Raw genomic sequence first — 21,043 nt, forward strand, 5'->3', positions numbered from 1 at the left:
ATAAAAGTTTATCAGGCTCAGATACTATTGTTATCTAAATATCTGGCTTTATGGTTTGTTTCTTGTTTTTATAAATTAACCTACTGTTTAATTTTCAAAGTTCATTTTTCATGTTTGCCCTTTTCTTAAGGACAAGTAATACTATATCACCTTAAAAATAATTCGTCAACACTTTTTAAATTTTTTTTTTAAGTTTTTTTAATTTCCATTGTCATATATTCCATCATAATGTAGTAATACCATAGTCTCAATCAATTTTAATATATTTATAATTTTTTATAAAAAATCACATTTGCTTATCTTAACTATTAATATTTTAAATATTTCTATATACAAATTCAACAGTTATAATAGAATTATCCCTATATAGATTGAAAAAATACAGTAGAAAATACAGACAATAAATAAGAATATAGAAATAAATGTAAATAAATATAATAATAAAAGAAGAAGTATTAATACAGTTAGAATAAACTTATCAATACTTCTTCTTTTATTATCTATCTTTTAATATTATAATCTATTCATTTTTAACTTACATATTATCTCATAGCTCTCATAGCATTTAGTACTGCAATAAGTGCTACCCCTACATCAGCAAATATAGCCTCCCACATAGTAGCTATTCCTCCAGCTCCTAATGCCATAACTATAACTTTTACACCTAGAGCAAATATTATATTTTGCCATACTATCTTATTAGTCTTATTTGCTATTTCAATGGCTTTAGATATTTTACTTGGTTCATCTGTCATAAGTACCACATCTGCTGCTTCAATAGCTGCATCTGAACCTAAACCTCCCATTGCTATACCAACATCCGCTCTGGCTAAAACTGGTGCATCATTTATTCCATCACCAACAAAAGCTATTTTTTCTTTTTCTGTTCTACCTTCATACAACTCTTCTAGTCTATCTACCTTTTCATTAGGAAGTAAATTAGAGTAAACTGTATCTAACTCCAACTCTTTAGCAATGTTTTTTGCTACTTTTTCATTATCTCCAGTTAACATTACAACTTTTTTTACTCCTATTGATTTTAAACTTCTTATGGCATTTTTACTATCTTCTTTTATCTCATCAGATATAACTATATAACCTCTATACATTTTATCAACAGCAATATACACTACTGTTCCTACTTCTTTAGCTGGTGAATAGAGTATATTTTCCTTTTTCATAAGTTTTTCATTACCTGCCAATATAAGTTGACCATTGTATTTTACTCTGATTCCATAGGCTGCTATTTCCTCATAACTATCTATTGTATTTAAATCAATTTTTTTACTATAGTAGCTTAATATAGACTTTGCTATTGGATGATTTGAATTTACTTCTGCAAGAGCTGCATATTGCAATAATTCTTCTTCTGATATTCCCACAGGATTTAACTTAGTTACATTAAACACACCTTTAGTAAGAGTTCCTGTTTTGTCAAACACTACTGTATCTACACTTCTTAAAGCCTCTAAGTAATTACTTCCCTTTATAAGTATTCCATTTTTAGATGCAAATCCAATCCCACTAAAGAAACTAAGTGGTATTGATAAAACTAATGCACAAGGACAAGAAACAACTAAGAATATCAACCCTCTGTATAGCCAATCACTAAATACTTCACCTGAAATAACAAGTGGTGGTACAAATGCTATCAATAAAGCAGCTATAACTACTACTGGAGTATAGTATCTTGAAAATTTAGATATAAAATTTTCTGTTTTTGATTTTTTAATGCTAGAATTTTCAACAAGGTCAAGTATTTTTGAAACTGTTGACTCTCCAAAGCTCTTTGTAACCTCAATAGTAAGTAAAGCATTCTTATTTATAACACCTGATAAAATTTCGTCTCCTTTTTCAACTTCCCTTAATACAGACTCACCTGTAAGTGCAGAAGTGTCTAACATAGATACTCCATCTACTACTACACCATCCAATGGCACTTTTTCACCAGGTTTTACTACTATTATATCACCTATATTTACTTCTTCTGGAGATACTACTTTCACTTCAGAGTTAACTTTTAGGTTTGCATAATCTGGTCTTATTTGCATAAGTGAAGTTATAGACTTTCTAGACTTTCCAACCGCAACACCTTGTAAATACTCTCCTACCTTATAGAAAAGCATAACTCCTACTGCTTCTGATAGTTCTCCTATTAATAATGCCCCTACTGTTGCTAGAGCCATTAAGAAGTTTTCATCAAATACTCTTCCTTTTGATATATTTCTTATTGCTCTTAAAAGTACATCTCCACCTACTATCACATAAGCAACTATAAATACTATATTGCTAAATTGACTTTCAAATCCTGTTGCTGTTTGATATATACCAAAAATATATACAAGAGCTCCTATTATAAGTGGAATTAATTCTTTTTTATTTGTATCGCTCACAGTTTCTGACTTTTCAACCGTTCTAGATTTTGTTTTGTCAGAAGACTCTACTTGTATATCAAGTCCTGGTTCTGTTGAGTCTATTATTTCTTTTATTTTATTTATAACAGCATCTTCTTCAAAAGTACTTATTATGTTTACTGTAAGTTTTTTATTTACAAAATTCAAATTAGAAGATTCAACCTCTTTTAGTTTAGAAACTTTGTTGTTAATCTCTTCTGCACAATGTGCACAATTTAACCCTCCTAATATAAGCTCCTTTTTAGCTGATGTTTTGTTGGCTATTGTATTGTCTTTAGAGCTTATTTGTATATTAAGTCCTGGTTCTGTTGAATCTATTATCTCTATTATCTTTTCTATAGTATTTTCTTCATCAAAACTATTTTCTATATTTACTGTAAGTTTTTTATTTATAAAATTTAGATTAGAAGACTTAACCTCTTGTAGCTTAGAAACTTTGTTGTTAATCTCTTCTGCACAATGCGCACAATTCAATCCTCCTAATACAAATTCCTTTTTAATTATATTATTTGCTTCCATATATATTCACTCCTCTCATTTATCATTTATAAGTCTCTCTAATATGATTTAATCCACAGTCAAATATTTGACTTATATGGCTATCATCTAATGAGTAATATACCGTCTTTCCTTCTCTTCTAAATTTTACTAACCTAGCCTGTTTTAATACTCTAAGTTGGTGAGATATTGCAGAGTGAGTCATATTTAATAAACTTGCTATATCACATACACACATTTCATTTGCAAATAATGCATATAATATCTTTACTCTAGTAGTATCTCCAAATACTTTAAATAATTCTGCTAAATCATATAACATTTCTTCATCTGGCATAGTTGACTTAGCTTCTGTTACTATTTCCTCATGTATTATATTACAACTACAATCATTTATCTCTTCTCTCATTATATAATCCTCCATTATTTTAATATATGAATAACTGTTCATATGTTCATTATATGCTATTATATCTAATTTCGCAACAATATTTTTTTATTTATTTAATAATAATTAGAATGCACATATTATGGAGTTTTTTAATATATATATTATTAGAATAAGTTTTTGTAAACTTTTTTATAGTTTTTCTAGGAGGTGCAAGTTTAATATGAGTAATAAGAAAAAAAAGAACTTAGATACTAGCTACATGCCTTACTTAGACCCTGCTAATTATGCAGATTATATTACTAATGAAGAAATTCCTCAAGATGAGTTGAGAAATGACCCACAAATCCCTAGTGGTTATACAAAAATACCTAATAATCAGAATATAAGTAACATTTATCCTAATAGCGTAAATAATTATCCTAAAAGTAGTAATTCTCCAAACAACTTGCCTAACACAAATAATACATCTGGAAATATGAACTACAACACATCTACTCCAAACAATATGCCTAACAACATGAACTATAATACATCTAATAATATGAACAATATGGGTGTACCCACTAATATGTCTGGTAACATGAATAACAATATGGGTATGCCTAACAACATGTCTGGTAACATGAATAATAATATGGGTATGCCTAACAGCATGTCTAGTAACATGAATAATAATATGGGTATGCCTAATAACATGTCTGGTAATATGAATAATAATATGGGTATGCCTAATAACATGTCTGGTAACATGAATAACAATATGGGTATGCCTAACAATATGTCTGGCAACATGAATAATATGGGGTATAATATGAATAACATGTCTGGCAACATGAATAATATGGGATATAATATGAATAACATGGGTATTCCTAACTTATCATGTAATCAAAATATGCCTCCTAATGTACTTATGATGATACCAGGTGTTATATGTCATAATACAATGAATGGTATGCCTGTAGTTATGCCTAGTAATATGCCTTCTAACATGTATCCGACTCCTTATGGTTCTAGTAATATGTCTATACAAGGCATGCCACAAACTAATATTGAGGAGTTTGATGAGGAAGAAATGTAAAATATTTTTATTTTTTAAATAAATTGTATAAGACCTTAATAATTGAACATAATAGTAAATGTATTCCTCATAATATTCCCCCAATATTATTATAGGTATAAAATTTTGATTGAATATCCTTTTATTTAGTCAAAAAATATTAACATAATCTAATAAAATAAATGTAAATAAAAAATCAGATAAAATAAAATTTTATCTGATTTTTTATTTACATTTAACTTAATACTTAAAAAATATCCCTGCATATCACTATTTGTTTGATGTTTATGGAAGTAACCCACAAATCCTTGAATGGAGTAATCAATTACATCACTTATATCTTCATTAACTATACCAAAAAACATGCTGGCATTTTCTTCTCTTTTAGATTGTCAAGGATACATGGTCTACACTCTTTCTCATAGTTTTTGGATTTATTTGGCAGTTCTCAACTTAAGTTTACTAACTCTATGTTATAATGACTCTAACAAGTCATTATCTTGTTTATAGTAGGCATTATTTTGAATAAAATATGTGTATTTTACTTTTCTGGAACTGGTATGATTCTAATATATTTACAAATAAATAAAAGCTAGTAATTTTATTATAACTATCATTCATAACTCTTTAAGATTATTTTATTTTCATTATAAAACTTCATTGCTTTATCATATAACAATCATAAAATATATCTTACTCCCTATATATCTAGTAATATGTTTAGATACGGTATGCTAAAAACCAATATTGGCAAATATTATAAAAAAAAGAAATAAAATATTTTTATATAAATTGTATAAAATTTTAATAATTGACCACAATAATAAATGTATTCCTCATAATATTCCCCCAATATTATAGAAATAAATTTAAGCGAGATTAAATTCAGTTAATCTCGCTTAAATAATGTCAAAAATCATATACTATTCCAAAAAATCATCAAAGTCTATTGAATCTGACTCTGCAAAATCGTATAAAGCATTTTGCTCAAAGAAAAATTTCTCTTCAAATTTAATATATTTGCTATAATTAGACTGACTTATTTCATTAATACAATTACAATCATTATCACTATAAGTCCCTATAAAAAACTTGTTTCCCATTAAGTAATATATAGCTTTCATATCATTATTTATTATATATACATTTTCTTTAACATGGTCATTATTAAAATTAAATCTAGTAAAAAATATACCTTCATTCATATTACTTTTTAATAAGAACGGATTTTCTTCATAAAATACTTTTGCAAATTCCTCAGGTGAACTTACGCTATATACACTTACAAATTCACTCTTAGAAATTTCATCAAAAACTTCAAAATCGTACATAGGCTCTTTATCTGTTACTAGCATAGAATTGATTTTAAAACCAGTATCATTACATTTACTTATACAAAAGGCTATTTTACATGTATAATACCCATCATTATCTTCATATAAAGCCTCACTAATATACCTACCTTGTCCTTTATTACTTACTGTATTTTTAAGTAATGTACCATTGATATTTGTAATATGCATATTTGCAATCTCTTCACTTCCTGAAAAGTATCTTAAGCTTTCTCTATCCCATGCTATAAACCTCATAGTCATATAGTTTATGAATTCAACTTCCTCATCAACTCTTTTACATATTTTATTATATAATTTTTCTATAGTTAAATCTGTTTTATAATTTTTTATAATGTCAATGTATTCACATTTATCTCCTGGCAATATCTTGTTATAACAAATATTCTTATTTCCAAAATAAGATACTAAAAACAGAGATTCCTCCTCTGTTAATCCAATTCTATCTGAGCCAAATCCACCCATTAATCTTTCTTCTTCCCTATAAGCTTCTTCTTGTGTTGGATTTTTTAAACTCACATAATCCGCCAGACCTAATCCTTCTGCATCCAATAAAAAATATTGACAAAAGTGATTGTTTTTATTGTCTATCCAATTTATTATAAGACCCAAGCTCCCCATAAGTCTAGAATTTGTAACCTTTGCAAAATTAAAATTCATACAATCACGTCCTTTAAAATTTAAAATCTTTGTTTTTTAATATATAAATTATTATACATATATTTTAACAACTTAGGTATAATTTATAATATAATATAAGGAAATGATTAATTGAGGTGGTTTTTATGAAAAATATAGCAGCTTTTTTTGATATAGATGGTACTCTTTATAGGGACTCTCTTATGGTTGAACATTTTAAGAAATTAATTAAATATGATATAATTGACCAAAAAAATTGGTATAAACACGCCAGAGATACATTTATGGATTGGGATAAAAGACAAGGCAACTATGATGATTACTTACTAGAAATATGTAATCTTTATGTTGACTCCTTAAAAGGCTTAGACAAAACTTGCATTAATTTTACAAGTGACCAAGTAATTAAATTAAAAGCAGATAGAGTTTATAAATACACACGTTCAAGAATAGATTGGCATTTAAATCAAGGTCACATAGTTATCTTTATTTCTGGCAGCCCTGGGTTTTTGGTTGAAAAAATGGCTAAAAAATACAATGTAACTGACTTCTTAGGAAGTGATTATGTATTTGAAGATGATATATTTACAGGAACAGTCATACCAATGTGGGATTCTATAAGTAAAAATAACGCTATAAATGATTTTGTTGTAAAATATGATTTAGACCTATCAAATTCGTACGCTTATGGAGATACTAATGGCGATATAAATATGCTAAAAAGAGTTGGAAATCCAATCGCAATAAATCCTACAAAAGAACTTTTGGCTCAAATATCACTTAATAAGGAAATTTCTAAAAATGTTGAAATAATAGTAGAAAGAAAAGACATTATCTATTCTTTATCTACAGATGTGAATATGGTAGATATTTAATTTATATTAGCTCTTTTAAAGACTTATACAACAAAAGTCTTATTATAATAAAGGATGTCATCATTGAAGTGATATCCTTTATTTTTATTCATATTATATATTTTAGTTCATAGATGGTAAGTATCTATTTCAAATATAAAAATTGTTATTGCTAAAACATTAAAAGTTTGTATAACAACATAAAAAGACTCTGATATAAAAATCAAAGCCTTTTTTATTAAATAAACTCATACATATGTTAATTTTATTTTTATATTTCAATGTACCTTTGCAAATGTATTATTCATATAAAAATTAAAACCATTCTAAAGTAAAACATTAAGTCAGTTGTTATTTTTAAATAACATCTTTCTTAGTCTATTATTGTAATAATCTATAAAAGAACTATATACATAATCGTATATTATAAAGGCTACCTCAAATGAAGCTACTATAATAATATTTATTGGAATATAAACTATTGTCCTTAATATAAAGTACAATATAACTATCATTATATTTGCAAATACTACTTTCATAAGATACTCAATATATATTGACCTATCTTTTTCTATAAAATATTTAACAATACCATATATCCCAAAAGTAAGAGAATATACAATCCATTGAGATTTACTTGCCATTACTATAAATCCTAATGCTACAGAACCTATATAAAAAGCAATTCCACTTTTAAATCCCCATTCCATTATTACAATTGATACTAAAAGCGATGCTAACCCCATAATAAACAATGTATTTACAGGAATAATATTTGTAAGAGTTAACAGTATCACATTTAATGCTAATAAAACTCCTCCATAAGCAACTTTTATACTCATATTTATCATCCTAACAACAAGATATTAAATCTCCACCAAAACATTCACAACAGGAATCTAGACACCAAAGTTTAGCGCAGTTTTCACAACAATCATCACCTAGACAGCAACAACAGTCATCACAACAACAGCAACAACATCCATCTAAATCATTACGTCTTCTTCTATTATAATTATCAGCTCTATTGTTATATTCATTTCTATATTGTGTATAACTTCTAAGTGCATCATTGTATTCTTGATTTTCAGGCTCCATGAATTTTGCTCTCTTTAAGAAGTCTTCTCCTTCTTCATAATATCCAATATTCATCGCAGAAAAACCAGTTAGATAATGCCACTCTGCACATTTGTCAGTTAATGTTTTTAAAAAATCATAGGCTTTTTTAAATTCACTATTTTCCATAAAAGCTCTTGCTCTCATAAAATTTTCATTATTATAAGTATTACTGTACATTCTTTCCACCTCTACTTTCTAATATATTCATGTATCTTAAATAAACTCCAGAATAAATTATATTTTCTATTATTCCAACATTTTTATTTAGATTTAAATTATCAATTCCCCTAGCTAAAAAACCTAATGATGTTACAATTATTTTTTTTACTTTTTCTTTTAACTCATCATTTTTATCTATATATTCTATAAAAGGATTATATCTTCCTTTCTTAAAATCTTCATCTAAATCTTCATATGCATCTAGTAAATATATATATTTACCTATATTAAAGCCTATCATTCTTAGATTTCTCTCATTTTCATCTTTTTTATATGCAAATACTTCTCCCATTATATTTCCAAAGACATTAGACACTTCATCTATATTTATATTTTTGTCCTTTTCCAACTTATTTAATTCATTTAATTGTTGCTTTATATACTCAGCTTTTTCAGGATATTTCTCATAGGCTAAGTTTAATTTGTTTTTATATATATAATATGCTAATTTATCTTTTATGCGTTTATCATCCATTAAATTATCTTCCAATTTATAATACGTTAAAAGAACATTCATACTTGCTGCATATTCGGTAATATCATTTGTTATTATCTTTTTCTTTTTAAATGGACTGACTACACACACTTCTTCTGTACTTATAGACTCTGGCTTATATACTGAAGTTAATAAGATAATTAGAAATGTTATATCGTAGTTTAAAGAAAACCTTGAGATTTCTCCATGATTTCTTTTTAGATATTTACATAACCCACAATAATAAGCTTTGTAATGGTCATATTCTCTAAATGTTAAATCCATTTTGTTTATTTTAACATATCCAAACATAAATACTCCTTCTTGTACTACTTTTTATATAATAAATTATAATTTGTATTGTAACAATCTATATCTATAAATATCGCATTTAACTCTTTTATATTCACAATACTTCTTTATGGTTTATAAAAAGTATTGTGACTTACATAAATATTTACTTTGTTATCTATAAACTCATTATATTTATTTTCTAAATCATTTATTATATAGTACATTTATGTAAGTTTTTACTCTTTTTTACTTACTAATGTTATATATCCTTTTGACTTACTATGTGTTATCTCTAAGTTACTTATATCATTTAACAGTAGTATATCCTTTGCATTTGAACAAGTCATTATTTCTCTATTTTTTATTAATTATTATTATATCATTAATAAAATTATAATTCATTGTTTAGAATTATTTTTCTGATGGTTTTTATGAGTCTTTACGAATACCTACTGCTCTTAATGGACCAAGTAACGACATTCTAGCAAGTATCAGTGCCATTTCATCAGGAGATTCTTTCATGTTTTTTTCAAGCCAGTATTGAATTACACCTAAGTCCGCTGAAAGTATATATTGTATAAAATATTCTTCCGAAATTATTGCCTCATCTATGTTAAAATTTTTTAATTTTTGTTTCTCAAACAGATTGATTTCAATAAATTTTTTTATTTTTCTTTCAAAGGTAGGGTCACCTTTTGGCCCTAAAATAGATTTAATAATTACTGAATTTTTTCTAAAATATTCAAAAAGCTTTACCATAAATGGAAGAGGTTCATTTGAGGCATCCATGTTCATCATGTTGACTGAATCAAGGTGCTTAGTCTCTTCTTCAATTTCCTGTATTATTTCATTTTCAATTTTCTCTAACAAGTCATACTTATCAACATAATGCAGATAGAAGGTTCCTCTATTTATATCTGCCCTTTGAGTTAAGTCAGTAACTGATATATTGTTAAATCCTTTCTCATCTATTAACTCTGCTAATGCAGACCTAATCATTTTTTTAGTACGTATTGTTCTTCTATCAACAGATACTTTTTTCATGAATTATTTCCTCGCTCTATATAAATTTTTTTAATTTTAATTGACAATTTTATATTAAATGTTTATTACTTAACAATTTAAATATTATTGTTCATTGCATAAATCAATATACATATTATAATATACATATAGATTATTAATCAACAATGTGTTCATAAAAAATAGCAAATTGATTTGAAGTAAATGTTTAATATGACCTAAAATTTCGCCTTTATATGGATGCATTATGGGATATCTTAAGAATAGTATTAATGGAGGATAAAAATGAACAATTTAGATAAAAACAATGTTAATGAAGTTTTGGATATGCTATTAAGAACTCGAAGATCCATAAGAAGTTTTACAAAAGAAGTACCTTCAAAAGAACTGGTTGAAAAAATAATTGAAACTGGAAGACTTGCACCTTATGCAATACTTGCAGTAGCAAAACAAACAGATTTCAGACATTTCTTTGTTATCTCAAATAACAGTTTACAAATGGATAAAATAAAAACTATTCTTGTTGATGTTATTAAAACTCAAATATCAACCCATGAGAAGAAGGCTGAGAACGACATCGCTCTACAATCCTTCATTACTTCTTTAAAGATGCAAGTTAAAAAAGGGGTTCTTGGTGTAGAGTCAGCACCTTATCTTATTATTGTGGCAGAACGTCGTGGAATACCAGCCATAGAACAAAAGTCATTATCTCATGTTATGCAGAATATGTGGCTTAAAGCAACTGCTTTAGGATTAGGTTTTGAACTTGTTAGTGTAATAGGAAGATTAAGTAATAATAAAGATTTTTGCGATATTTTAGGAGTACCAACAGGTGAATATGGCTTTGATGCCTGTACAATTGGTTTCCCTACAACATCTGTAATTAAGGAAGGCAGAGCCATTCCTCATCCATCAATAAAATGGATATAATAAATAATATTGAAAACCAAATATTTATAAACTATTCTTACATATTTTTAATAATAGATGACATGCTGTTTCTCAGAGGAATCTATAATTTAACTGAGCCTAAGATAATCAAATTAATTACAAACAAAGAATAAATATAATAAAAGGACTTATAAATTATAAGTCCTTTTATTGAGCCTGAAACTAAATTCTTTTCCTTCAACTCTGGTAAATAACTTTCCTGTATTTCTTTTAAAGTATATGTATACCATCATAATCAATTATTTTTACTTTTGTTTGTGTCTTAGAATTAGTCGTTCCTATGGCTCTCAATATATATTTATACTAATTCATACAATTCAATCTTACTTACATTAAGTTAATTTTTAAATAATTGGAGTATATTCAAAACTGCCTAAAGTATCTTTTAATTCCTTTTTTGCTTTATCTACAATAGATTCATCAAGCATTACATCATTTATTGAACATGCTATAGATTTTGATGCTAACAACATCGCTTTAAATCCCATGTCAGAACCTGCACTAGCGCAAGATTGCCATGTATGAGCAGAAATACCAATAGGCCAAACTGAACAAGAACATTGTGCTGTGGGAGTTATGTAACTAACATCTCCAATATCTAATGATAGTGATATACAGTTATTATGAGTAAAGGTATCATCTGTAACTTCATCATGTAGATTCATCTTAGTAATTTCCTTGTTTCCACTTAATACACTAGACACACTAATTCTTTTATCTATAGAAACTGTTTCAACTAATTTTTTTGCAAAATAGTAGTCATCTTCATCATACTTTTGTACTCCTATCAATTTCATGTTTTTTGATAAAACATCTGTTAATATTGTATTTGGAATATAGTCATATACTCCACTTACAATATTATATTCCATACTAGTACCAGTCATCAATGCTGCTCCTTTTGCTATATCAACAATTCTGTCAAATACATCTCTTACATGCTCCATTTTAACTCCTCTTATGTAATACCATACTTCTGCAAAGTCTGGAACTATGTTTGGCATTTTTCCACCATTAGTAGTTACATAATGAACTCTACAGCTATCAAATATATGCTCTCTTAAATAGTTACAGCCTATGTTCATAAGTTCCACTGCATCAAGTGCACTTCTTCCGTTATAAGGAGCTTGTGCTGCATGTGCGCTAACACCCTTGTATCTAAACTTTACAGAATAATTAGCAAGAGTTGGAATTCTTATTGGAGTGTTTATATCAAATGGATGCCAACTAAATGCACAATCAATTCCATTAAAGAAACCTTTTTTTATCATTAATACTTTTCCTGACAAATCTTCTTCTGCTGGACATCCATAATATTTTATAGTTCCTTTCAATTTTTTTAGTTTGATTAGTTCCTTTATTGCAATTACAACTCCTATTGAACCCGTACCAAGTAAATTATGTCCACAACCATGACCCGAACCACCATCTGAAATAGGTTCTTTTGTAATGGATACTTTTTGAGACAAACCATCTAATGCATCATATTCACCTAAAACTGCTATAACTGGCTTACTTTCTCCATAGCTAGCTACAAATGCTGTATCCATATCCTCTAATTCATCTACACTAAAATCATGTTTTTTTAAATATTCTTTTTGTAAGTTTGAAGCATAATATTCTTTATATTGAAGTTCTGGATTTTTCCATATTTTATCTGATATATCTCTTAACTCTCCTTGTATTTTATCTATATAATCCATTATAAATTTTTTATTTAAATCATTTATATTAACCATATTCTCCTCCATAAGACTAATAATTATATTATTTAATCATATAAAATAATTATTTTTTAAATAGCTTCTATATTATAATCATTTTATATAAGAAAACCTCTTGACTTGTAAATTACACTTTATCAAGTAAGAGGTCTTTTAAATTTATAAAATTTTTAGCATGTTAACCAATCAAGCATATTAACCCATAATTTATTATAATATTTCCAATCAGTAAATTCTCTTGGACCCCAATGAGGTGCACAATCAGAACTAAAGATAGCAGATTTTCCTTTTCCAAATTCGCCAACAGCTACAAATGGGTCTCCTCCAATAGTCGCTAGCACAGGACAATTATCTTTAGCTATTGTCTTATTATATCCTAAAAACTGTGGCCATTCCTTTGGTATATCTTTTAAAACTGGATGTTCAGAATCAACAACGACTGGAGTTATTCCTGCTGGTTTTTCAACCCTATCATCTTTATCTATCATTGTTATTGGCAATACATCTTTGATAGCAGTTTCTCCAAATCTAGCTTTTGCATCTATACCTGTAAATGACATATATCCACCTACCATGATTAATGCTCCACCGCTATTTACATACTCTTTAACTAACTCAAGTCTATCTGGTTTACTATTACAATCTATAAATGTACTATTAGATAATAAGAATGTATTAGAACCTATATCAGATAATATTATACAATCATACTCATTTAACTCTTCCAATTTATATGGAAAACTGTCTGCTGCTACATGTGCAGGCATATGAACTGCTTCATATCCTCCAGACTCTACTGCTTCTTTTAACCATTTTACTGCTTCTTCATAATGTGTTGTAACAAATGTGTCAAATCCCTTTATATGAGTTATATTTTTTACCCACGATTCCCCTACTATTAATACTTTTTTCATCTATATATTCCTCCTACTTTTATAAGTTTAATATTAGACTGGCATACATAAGTATACTGTCTAAATACTCTTGAATTTCAACATACTCATCTATTGAATGACATTGTTCTATTGAACCTGGCCCTAATATTAGTGTTGGGATTTTAGCTAAGTTTTTCATCAGTCTTGCATCATTTCCAGCCGTTGACCCCTTTATATTTAGCTTTCTTTCTAAGGTTTCTTCTAATATCTTTTGAGTATTAACTATAAATTCAGATTGCTTGTCCATCTCAAAACCTAATCCTGATTGATATATATTTATCTCTGGTTTATTATCTTTAAGCCACAAATCTCCATCAGCTCTTGTCATTATAACCTTAGTTATATCTTCCACAACTTGCTCATAACTCATTGTATTTGGCAAGAAATGTACACATAAATTAAATACACATTTATCTGGTACAGTAGAGCCTGCTGTTCCACCATTTATTACGCCTAGATTTATTGTAGGTGGAGGTAATAAAGCATGTTTATATCTCATAAGCCAATTATGTTCTAACTCTTTTATATCTTGGAGTAATAACATTGCCTTTTCTATAGCATTTACACCTTCCCACTTACTTCCACAGTGGAGAGATACACCTTTAACTTCAACCTCAAAGAATACAAATCCCATATGTGCAATTATTATGTCCTTCTCTGATGGTTCACAAATTACACAGTAATCTCCATCAATTCCATTCATAACTGCATTTATAGTTCCATTTCCTCCACCTTCTTCATCTACCACCGACATTACCTTTATATTGCCAGGTATATTTAAGCCACTATCTTTTATAAGTTTTACAGCTAATATTGAAGCTATTAGACCAGATTTCATATCTGCAGTTCCAAGTCCATAAAGCTTCCCTTTATCTTCTGTAGCACAATATGGATTATATCTCCATTTTTTTATATCACCAGGTGGCATAGTATCTACATGACCATTAAAAACTATTGTCTTACCAGGCAAATTATCACTGTACTTACATATTAAATTATATCTATCATCATAATTGTGACCTAGATTACCTTCTTTATATATGTCTTTTGCCTTTTTAATTAAATCTTCGCTCATTTCTTGCCTATTTACACTAAAACCTATGGAATTTGCAAGTTTTTCAATATATTCTTGACCTTCCTTTTCAAATCCACCTAGTATTCCATGACCTACATCTTCGGTTTTGATACTTACAAGCTCTTTTAAATAGTCTATATATTCTTTTTTATTGCTATTTAATGTATCTAAGAGAATTTTTTTCATATTTCCTCCTAAGATTTATTTTCACATTTCAGATTTCAAAGTTAATATCCTCTGCTTAAATTACAATCTTTCTTTTTATTTAATACCTATCCTTTTTATTTAGCATCTATGCAAAACTAATAATTCTTATAGCTTACTAGTTAAGTAATATTTATTATTTTACTTTAGCTGATTTTTTTAATTTTATGTTATTTATCCATATAGCAAATAACATTACCAAACCTTTTATAATCATCTGATTATATGAAGATACACTCAATAGGTTTAATCCATTTCCTAATATTCCTATTATTCCAACACCTATACATGTACCTACTATAGAACCAGAACCACCCATCATATTAGTACCTCCAAGCACAACTGCTGCTATAGCATCCAATTCGGCTCCATCTCCAACAGTTGGTGAACCTGATGCTAAACGCGAAGATAATATTATTCCAGCTAAAGCTGTTAATAATCCAGCTAAGGCATATACTTTAACTATAACTTTATTTACTTTTACTCCACATAGTCTAGCTGCTTCTTCATTCCCACCTACAGCATGTACATGGCGTCCAAAATCAGTTCTTTTTAAGAGAAAATGTCCTGCTATTACGACTATAATCATAATTATAACTGGTATTGGTATTGGTCCAACATATCCTCTACCAAGCATCTTAAATGCATCTGTGTTTACTGATATAGGTCTACCTCCTGTAAACACAAAGCTTGCTCCACTTATTATTGTCAACATAGCTAAAGTTACGATAAATGGTGGTAATTTTTGTGTCGAAATAATTGCACCTTTTATGATACCTAGTATTGTTCCAATTGCTAATGCCAGTAACATACCCACCCATACAGGTGCATTGTAATTCACTACTGTTGTAGCCCAAAATGTACCTACTAAAGCAATTACTGCTCCTACACTTAAGTCTATTCCTCCTGTAATTATTACAAAAGTCATCCCTACTGCAAGAATTGCATTTATTGATATTTGTCTTCCAACATTAATTAAATTATCTAAAGTTAAAAAATTAGATGAAGCTACGCTCATTATTATAAAAATTATTACAAGTCCTATAGCTGCACTCCCCTGGTCTTTAAATACACTTGTTAATTTTGATAATAATGGAGATGAAGCATTTTCTTTATGCTTAGTTATTGAACTCATTAATTTTACCTCCAAAAGCCAATTTTAATACATTATTTTCAACCATTTCTTCACCTTCTAAAAAGCCACTTATATGACCCTCTCTCATAACCATTATCCTGTCACTCATTGATATCAACTCTGGTATCTCTGAAGATATCATTATGATACTTACGCCATCCTCTACCAAGTCACCCATTAGATTGTATATCTCTGCTTTAGCATTTACATCTATACCTCTAGTCGGTTCATCCATAATTAATATGTCTGGTTGTAATAAAAGCCATCTGGCTATTATAGCTTTTTGTTGGTTACCACCACTTAAGCTCTGTATAACCTGATTCATATGTGGAGTCTTTATTTTTAAAGCTTCTATGTATTTTTCTAAAACTTCTTTTTCTTTTTTTCTATCTATAACTGATTTAAATTTAGATACTTTCTTTAATCCTGCCATAGTTGTATTTTCTTTGACACTCATCTGTAAAAATAATCCAGTGCCTTTTCTATCTTCTGTTATCAAACCTAAACCATTTTCAATTGCATCCGATGGTGTTTTAAATTTAATTTCTTTATTATTTAAATATATTTTCCCAGAACTATATGTTCTAAGTCCAAATATAGCCTCTACGATTTCACTTCTCTTGCTTCCAACTAATCCACCTATTCCTAAAATTTCTCCTTTTCTTATATTAAAGCTGACATTATTAAAAACATTGTTTTTAGTTAGATTTTCTACCCTCATAATTTCTTCTTTGATTTCTACCTTTCTTTTAGGGAAAAATTGGTCTAATTTTCTATCTATCATTAAATTAACTAATTCTTCCTCAGATGATACTTCTTTGGTATTCAATGTCGAAATCGTTTTCCCATCTCGCATTATAGTTATTCTGTCACAAATCTCAAAAAGTTCTTCCATTCTATGAGAAATATATATTATACTAACTCCACTACTCTTTAAATCATTTATAAGTCTAAAAAGTATCTCAGTTTCTTTTTTACTTATTGAAGATGTTGGCTCATCCATTATCAATACCTTAGTTTCTGATGATAAAACTCTTGCTATTTCAACCATTTGCTTTTGAGCTATACTAAGTTCTTTGACTAAGCTACTTGGATTTATATCTATTCCCATATTGTCAAAAATCTTTTTAGATTCTTCATTCATTTTTTTATCATTAGTTAAGACCTTGCCATTTATTTCTTTTCCCATAAAAATATTTTGTGCTACTGTCAATTCATCAAATACTGTTAATTCTTGATATATGGCATTTATACCTATTTTTTTAGAAATATCTGGTGATATATTTTCTATCTCTTTTCCTTCAAAAATAAATTTACCAGCAGTCTTTGCATGTGCACCAGTTAAAATCTTTATCATTGTTGATTTACCAGCACCATTTTCACCCAGTAGTGCATGAACTTCGCCATGAGATAACTCAAAATTAACATTATCCAACGCCCTAACTCCAGGAAATTCCTTAGCAATATTACTTAACTTTAGAATTATATTACTCATAATGACACTCCTTTTTAGATAGGATTTCTTTTAAATAATCTTATTTTTTATTAATTCTTAAAGTCTTTTATATTTTCTTTATCATAAAGTAAGGCTGGTACTGGTATATTTTTCTCTACCTTTTCACCTTTTATAGCCTTTACTACCGCTTCTACTGCCAAACGTCCCATTTCTTTAGGTTGTTGCTGAATCATAGCAAGAACAGTTCCATCTGTTATTCCAGTTGCTGCTTCATCAGTTAAATCAAATCCTACAATCTTAACATCCTTATTTTTTGCAGATTCAAGTGCAGCTTTAGCTCCTAATACACTATTTTCAGCTGTTGCATATATTATATCTACATTTGGATTAGATTGAATTAAGTTTTCTACAGTATTAAGAGATTCTTCTCTATCATATCCTGGTTGTGAGTTTAATATTTTAACATTAGCTGAACCTTTTAATGCTTCTTTAAACCCATCTATTCTTTGCATTTGTATTTGAGATTTTAAATCTGTTACTATTGCAATTTCTGATTTTCCACCTAAGTTTTCATCTATATACTTTTTAGTGTATTCGCCTAATTTTTTACCAGCATCGTAACTAACTGTTCCAACATAACTTGTAATATTTTCAGTATTTAATACAGCATCTACTGTAACTACAGGCATTTTTTCAAATGCTCCCTCTACAGCTGGTACTATAGCTGAATTATCTGTTCCAAGTACTATCATTCCATCTACATCCTGTTGTATAAAATCTTCTATAGCTGATGTTTGCTTAGCTACATCTTGGTCTGGGTCATTTACTATGACTTTTACACCTAGTTCTTTAGCTTTTTCTTTTATCCCTTCATCAATGTCTATAAAAAATTGATGTTGAAGAGTTATTGTAGATACCCCTATAGTTAAATCTTTCTTAGCTGAATTATCCTTCTTTTCTGATTTACCTGGTCCATCCATTGAACATCCTGTTAACATTCCTACTGCTAGTGTTGCAACAATTCCTAAAGATAAAATTTTTCTCATAATTACCCTCCATTTTTAATAGTTTTAGATTTGAACAATTTTAATTTTTATTTATTAATATCTAAATATTTTTCAACATCTTCCCTATAAGGCATTCCAGATTGAGCACCTAATTTTGTTACAGATAGTCCTGACACTACTACAGCATACCCTACTGCTGTATATAAGTCTTTGCCTTCTGTTATAGCTACTGACAATGCTCCATTAAAAGTATCACCTGCCCCTGTAGTATCTTGAACATCAACATTTATACAAGACACATGTTTTACTTCTTTACCATCATAAAATCTAGCTCCATTTTTTCCTTCTGTTACTACAAGTTTATTTGGATGTTTTTTTAATACTTCTTCTATACTTTCCTCTGTGTCAAAAACTATCTTATATTCATGTTCATTTGGTGTTAAATAGGTTACTTTTTCTATTATATCTTCATCTAATCTTATTGCTGGTGCTGGATTTAATAAAACCTTTATATTATTTTCAAAACAGAAATTTACTACATATTTTATTGTTTCTAGTGGAATCTCTAACTGTAGTAATACTATATCTGCATCCTTTATCTCTTCTTCATTCTTTTTAATTAAGTTTATATCTACTAGTTCATTTGTCCCTGGCACAACAACAATACTATTATCATTTTCACATAGTGTTATGACAGCAACACCAGAACTTTTTTGATTATTTCTAGCTATCAAATTATAATCAACTTTATTCTCTTTAAAATTTCGTATCAATTCTTCGCCTAAGCTATCTTCCCCTATACAAGATATCATTTTTACATTTGCACCTAACTTAGATGCTGAAACTGCTTGGTTAGCACCTTTTCCCCCAGGTGATGTAAAAAAGCTATTACCTAGTATTGTTTCTCCTTTTTCTGGTCTTTTATCTACAGAACATACCATGTCCATATTTACACTTCCTATGACAACTATGTTTCCCATTACGTTACTCCTTTACATATCTATTTATGCTTTTCATGCTGTTAATTACTTTCTTTAGTTGAAGCTCTTATCACTAGTTCTGCCTTAAAAATTAATTCATCAAAGGATTCTTTCTTATCTCCTCTTAAACAATTTATTAATATTTCACTGGCTTTATATCCTATATCATAAGATGGTTGTCGTACTGTTGTAAGTGGAGGACTTATTAAACTAGAAGTTTGAATATCATCAAATCCCACAACGCTTACATCGTTTGGTATATTTAATCCTCTTTCTTGAAGACCTCTGATAACACCTATTGCAATTAAATCATTTGCACAAAATATCGCATTAAAATCTATCACTTCTAATTTTTTTATAAATTCTTGCCCCCATTCAATCTTATATTTTCCTTCAAATACATAATTAGAATTGTAATCTAAATTACACTCAGTTAAAGCTTTTTTATATCCTTCTAATCTATCTATTGCTATTTCATTTTGAAGTGGACCACTCAAGTATATTATTTTCTTATTTCCAATATCTAATAAATGTTTTGTAGCTATATATGCACCCTCAAAGTTATTTATTTTAACTATGCCTTTTAAGGTTTCTTTATTCATACTTATTTTCTTATCGATTAATACTGTTGGTATTTTTATATCTTTGTAATTTGCCTCTTTCCAGTTTGTATTTGATGATGCTGCAAATATAATTCCATCTATCATTCTTTCTGATAATGTTCTTATCCCTTCATATTCCTTTTTGGCATCTTCATCTGTATTACATAAAATTATATTATAACCTTCCTCATTAGCTTTATCTTCCACACCTCTTGATACATCTGTGAAAAATGGATTTCGTATATCTGGTATAAGAAGTCCTATTGTATTTGTTCTTTTAGTTACTAAACTTTGTGCTAATTTATTTGGAACATAATTTTTTTCCTTCATTATTTTTAAAATCTTTTCTCTTGTTGCTTGACTTATATTTTCATCTTTATTATTAATGACTTTTGATACAGTTGTTTTGGAAACACCAGCCAATTCGCCAATCTCTTTTATAGTTATACTCAAGAAGTTCACCCCCACAATTTAGGAAACCGTTTTACTTAACCGGTTACCTAGATACTATCATATCTTTTTTCGCTTTGCAACTACTTTATACAAATTTTGATATTTTTCTTATTTTTCATAATATTGCAATTTATAAATTCAAATTTAATATTTATATTAATATACAAAAAAAAATTAATATAC

Annotated in this window: 19 protein-coding genes; 3 read left to right on the forward strand and 16 right to left on the reverse strand. The window is 28.3% G+C overall.

All coding sequences use genetic code 11. The features are described from left to right. Positions 1 to 542 precede the first annotated feature (542 nt). Both IC214_RS17180 and IC214_RS17185 read right to left on the reverse strand, forming a co-directional pair. Positions 543 to 2,933 carry a heavy metal translocating P-type ATPase gene (locus tag IC214_RS17180; protein ID WP_227824796.1) on the reverse strand — a complete coding sequence of 797 codons (2,391 nt, stop codon included), beginning with the start codon at positions 2,931 to 2,933 and terminating at the stop codon, positions 543 to 545. Between the two features lie 22 nt (positions 2,934 to 2,955). Continuing rightward, positions 2,956 to 3,321, reverse strand: a complete 366-nt coding sequence (locus IC214_RS17185; RefSeq protein WP_227434729.1) for an ArsR/SmtB family transcription factor — start codon at positions 3,319 to 3,321, stop codon at positions 2,956 to 2,958. A gap of 202 nt (positions 3,322 to 3,523) precedes the next feature. Here IC214_RS17185 and IC214_RS17190 point away from each other — a divergent pair, with 202 nt between their 5' ends. Beyond that, entirely contained in the window at positions 3,524 to 4,384 is an 861-nt protein-coding gene (locus IC214_RS17190; RefSeq protein WP_227434728.1) for a hypothetical protein, read from the forward strand. Positions 4,385 to 4,712: 328 nt separating this feature from the next. Here the strand turns inward: IC214_RS17190 and IC214_RS21225 are convergent, their stop codons facing one another. Together IC214_RS21225 and IC214_RS17200 are read right to left on the reverse strand one after the other, a co-directional pair. After that, the gene (locus tag IC214_RS21225) at positions 4,713 to 4,808 is read right to left on the reverse strand and encodes a DUF6485 family protein (protein WP_227483497.1); all 96 of its coding nucleotides are present in this window, start codon (positions 4,806 to 4,808) and stop codon (positions 4,713 to 4,715) included. 478 nt (positions 4,809 to 5,286) lie between these two features. Then, on the reverse strand, positions 5,287 to 6,375 hold the full coding sequence (locus IC214_RS17200; RefSeq protein WP_227434726.1) for a hypothetical protein: 1,089 nt from the start codon (positions 6,373 to 6,375) through the stop codon (positions 5,287 to 5,289). Between the two features lie 125 nt (positions 6,376 to 6,500). Here IC214_RS17200 and IC214_RS17205 point away from each other — a divergent pair, with 125 nt between their 5' ends. After that, positions 6,501 to 7,229 (forward strand): HAD family hydrolase, encoded by a 729-nt coding sequence (locus tag IC214_RS17205; protein ID WP_227434725.1) that lies wholly within the window; start codon positions 6,501 to 6,503, stop codon positions 7,227 to 7,229. 323 nt (positions 7,230 to 7,552) lie between these two features. Here IC214_RS17205 and IC214_RS17210 read toward each other — a convergent pair whose 3' ends face one another. From IC214_RS17210 to IC214_RS17225, 4 genes are all read right to left on the reverse strand, one after another. Further along, positions 7,553 to 8,050 carry a hypothetical protein gene (locus IC214_RS17210; protein WP_227434724.1) on the reverse strand — a complete coding sequence of 166 codons (498 nt, stop codon included), beginning with the start codon at positions 8,048 to 8,050 and terminating at the stop codon, positions 7,553 to 7,555. 10 nt (positions 8,051 to 8,060) lie between these two features. Next, the gene (locus IC214_RS17215; protein WP_227866843.1) at positions 8,061 to 8,504 is read right to left on the reverse strand and encodes a CDC27 family protein; all 444 of its coding nucleotides are present in this window, start codon (positions 8,502 to 8,504) and stop codon (positions 8,061 to 8,063) included. Continuing rightward, positions 8,494 to 9,333 (reverse strand): DUF5685 family protein, encoded by an 840-nt coding sequence (locus IC214_RS17220; RefSeq protein ID WP_227434722.1) that lies wholly within the window; start codon positions 9,331 to 9,333, stop codon positions 8,494 to 8,496. The genes IC214_RS17215 and IC214_RS17220 overlap by 11 nt, the downstream gene beginning before the upstream one ends. A 411-nt stretch (positions 9,334 to 9,744) precedes the next feature. Continuing rightward, positions 9,745 to 10,359: a TetR/AcrR family transcriptional regulator gene (locus IC214_RS17225; RefSeq protein WP_227434721.1), complete on the reverse strand. Its 615-nt coding sequence runs from the start codon at positions 10,357 to 10,359 to the stop codon at positions 9,745 to 9,747. A 264-nt stretch (positions 10,360 to 10,623) separates the two neighbouring features. Between IC214_RS17225 and IC214_RS17230 the strand changes: the two genes are divergently transcribed. Further along, complete coding sequence (locus IC214_RS17230; protein WP_227866844.1) at positions 10,624 to 11,268, forward strand: nitroreductase family protein; 645 nt, start codon at positions 10,624 to 10,626, stop codon at positions 11,266 to 11,268. A gap of 365 nt (positions 11,269 to 11,633) precedes the next feature. Here IC214_RS17230 and IC214_RS17235 read toward each other — a convergent pair whose 3' ends face one another. The 8 genes from IC214_RS17235 to IC214_RS17270 all read right to left on the reverse strand — a co-directional run bounded on the left by IC214_RS17235 (position 11,634) and on the right by IC214_RS17270 (position 20,869). Then, positions 11,634 to 13,019, reverse strand: a complete 1,386-nt coding sequence (locus IC214_RS17235; RefSeq protein ID WP_413926675.1) for a M20 family metallopeptidase — start codon at positions 13,017 to 13,019, stop codon at positions 11,634 to 11,636. Positions 13,020 to 13,183: 164 nt separating this feature from the next. After that, positions 13,184 to 13,927: a glutamine amidotransferase gene (locus tag IC214_RS17240; protein WP_227434718.1), complete on the reverse strand. Its 744-nt coding sequence runs from the start codon at positions 13,925 to 13,927 to the stop codon at positions 13,184 to 13,186. Positions 13,928 to 13,946: 19 nt separating this feature from the next. Then, on the reverse strand, positions 13,947 to 15,209 hold the full coding sequence (locus IC214_RS17245; RefSeq protein ID WP_227831392.1) for an ArgE/DapE family deacylase: 1,263 nt from the start codon (positions 15,207 to 15,209) through the stop codon (positions 13,947 to 13,949). A gap of 154 nt (positions 15,210 to 15,363) precedes the next feature. Continuing rightward, on the reverse strand, positions 15,364 to 16,362 hold the full coding sequence (locus IC214_RS17250; protein ID WP_227434716.1) for an ABC transporter permease: 999 nt from the start codon (positions 16,360 to 16,362) through the stop codon (positions 15,364 to 15,366). Then, positions 16,346 to 17,857, reverse strand: a complete 1,512-nt coding sequence (locus IC214_RS17255; protein WP_227866845.1) for a sugar ABC transporter ATP-binding protein — start codon at positions 17,855 to 17,857, stop codon at positions 16,346 to 16,348. Before IC214_RS17255 ends, IC214_RS17250 begins: the two co-directional genes overlap by 17 nt. Positions 17,858 to 17,907: 50 nt before the next feature. Further along, complete coding sequence (locus IC214_RS17260) at positions 17,908 to 18,864, reverse strand: substrate-binding domain-containing protein (RefSeq protein WP_227434714.1); 957 nt, start codon at positions 18,862 to 18,864, stop codon at positions 17,908 to 17,910. A 47-nt stretch (positions 18,865 to 18,911) separates the two neighbouring features. Beyond that, entirely contained in the window at positions 18,912 to 19,805 is an 894-nt protein-coding gene (gene rbsK, locus IC214_RS17265) for a ribokinase (protein ID WP_227866846.1), read from the reverse strand. A 41-nt stretch (positions 19,806 to 19,846) separates the two neighbouring features. Next, complete coding sequence (locus tag IC214_RS17270) at positions 19,847 to 20,869, reverse strand: LacI family DNA-binding transcriptional regulator (RefSeq protein WP_227434712.1); 1,023 nt, start codon at positions 20,867 to 20,869, stop codon at positions 19,847 to 19,849. Positions 20,870 to 21,043 lie beyond the last annotated feature (174 nt).

This window comes from Clostridioides sp. ES-S-0190-01 (assembly GCF_020658275.1).
Taxonomy (GTDB): Bacteria; Bacillota; Clostridia; order Peptostreptococcales; family Peptostreptococcaceae; genus Clostridioides.

Coding starts and splice junctions, on each gene's coding strand:
- IC214_RS17180 (WP_227824796.1), bottom strand. CDS start 2,933: ATGGAAGCAAATAATATAATTAAAAAGGAATTTGTATTAGGAGGATTG.
- IC214_RS17185 (WP_227434729.1), bottom strand. CDS start 3,321: ATGAGAGAAGAGATAAATGATTGTAGTTGTAATATAATACATGAGGAA.
- IC214_RS17190 (WP_227434728.1), top strand. CDS start 3,524: ATGAGTAATAAGAAAAAAAAGAACTTAGATACTAGCTACATGCCTTAC.
- IC214_RS17200 (WP_227434726.1), bottom strand. CDS start 6,375: ATGAATTTTAATTTTGCAAAGGTTACAAATTCTAGACTTATGGGGAGC.
- IC214_RS17205 (WP_227434725.1), top strand. CDS start 6,501: ATGAAAAATATAGCAGCTTTTTTTGATATAGATGGTACTCTTTATAGG.
- IC214_RS17210 (WP_227434724.1), bottom strand. CDS start 8,050: ATGAGTATAAAAGTTGCTTATGGAGGAGTTTTATTAGCATTAAATGTG.
- IC214_RS17215 (WP_227866843.1), bottom strand. CDS start 8,504: ATGTACAGTAATACTTATAATAATGAAAATTTTATGAGAGCAAGAGCT.
- IC214_RS17220 (WP_227434722.1), bottom strand. CDS start 9,333: ATGTTTGGATATGTTAAAATAAACAAAATGGATTTAACATTTAGAGAA.
- IC214_RS17225 (WP_227434721.1), bottom strand. CDS start 10,359: ATGAAAAAAGTATCTGTTGATAGAAGAACAATACGTACTAAAAAAATG.
- IC214_RS17230 (WP_227866844.1), top strand. CDS start 10,624: ATGAACAATTTAGATAAAAACAATGTTAATGAAGTTTTGGATATGCTA.
- IC214_RS17240 (WP_227434718.1), bottom strand. CDS start 13,927: ATGAAAAAAGTATTAATAGTAGGGGAATCGTGGGTAAAAAATATAACT.
- IC214_RS17245 (WP_227831392.1), bottom strand. CDS start 15,209: ATGAAAAAAATTCTCTTAGATACATTAAATAGCAATAAAAAAGAATAT.
- IC214_RS17250 (WP_227434716.1), bottom strand. CDS start 16,362: ATGAGTTCAATAACTAAGCATAAAGAAAATGCTTCATCTCCATTATTA.
- IC214_RS17255 (WP_227866845.1), bottom strand. CDS start 17,857: ATGAGTAATATAATTCTAAAGTTAAGTAATATTGCTAAGGAATTTCCT.
- IC214_RS17260 (WP_227434714.1), bottom strand. CDS start 18,864: ATGAGAAAAATTTTATCTTTAGGAATTGTTGCAACACTAGCAGTAGGA.
- rbsK (WP_227866846.1), bottom strand. CDS start 19,805: ATGGGAAACATAGTTGTCATAGGAAGTGTAAATATGGACATGGTATGT.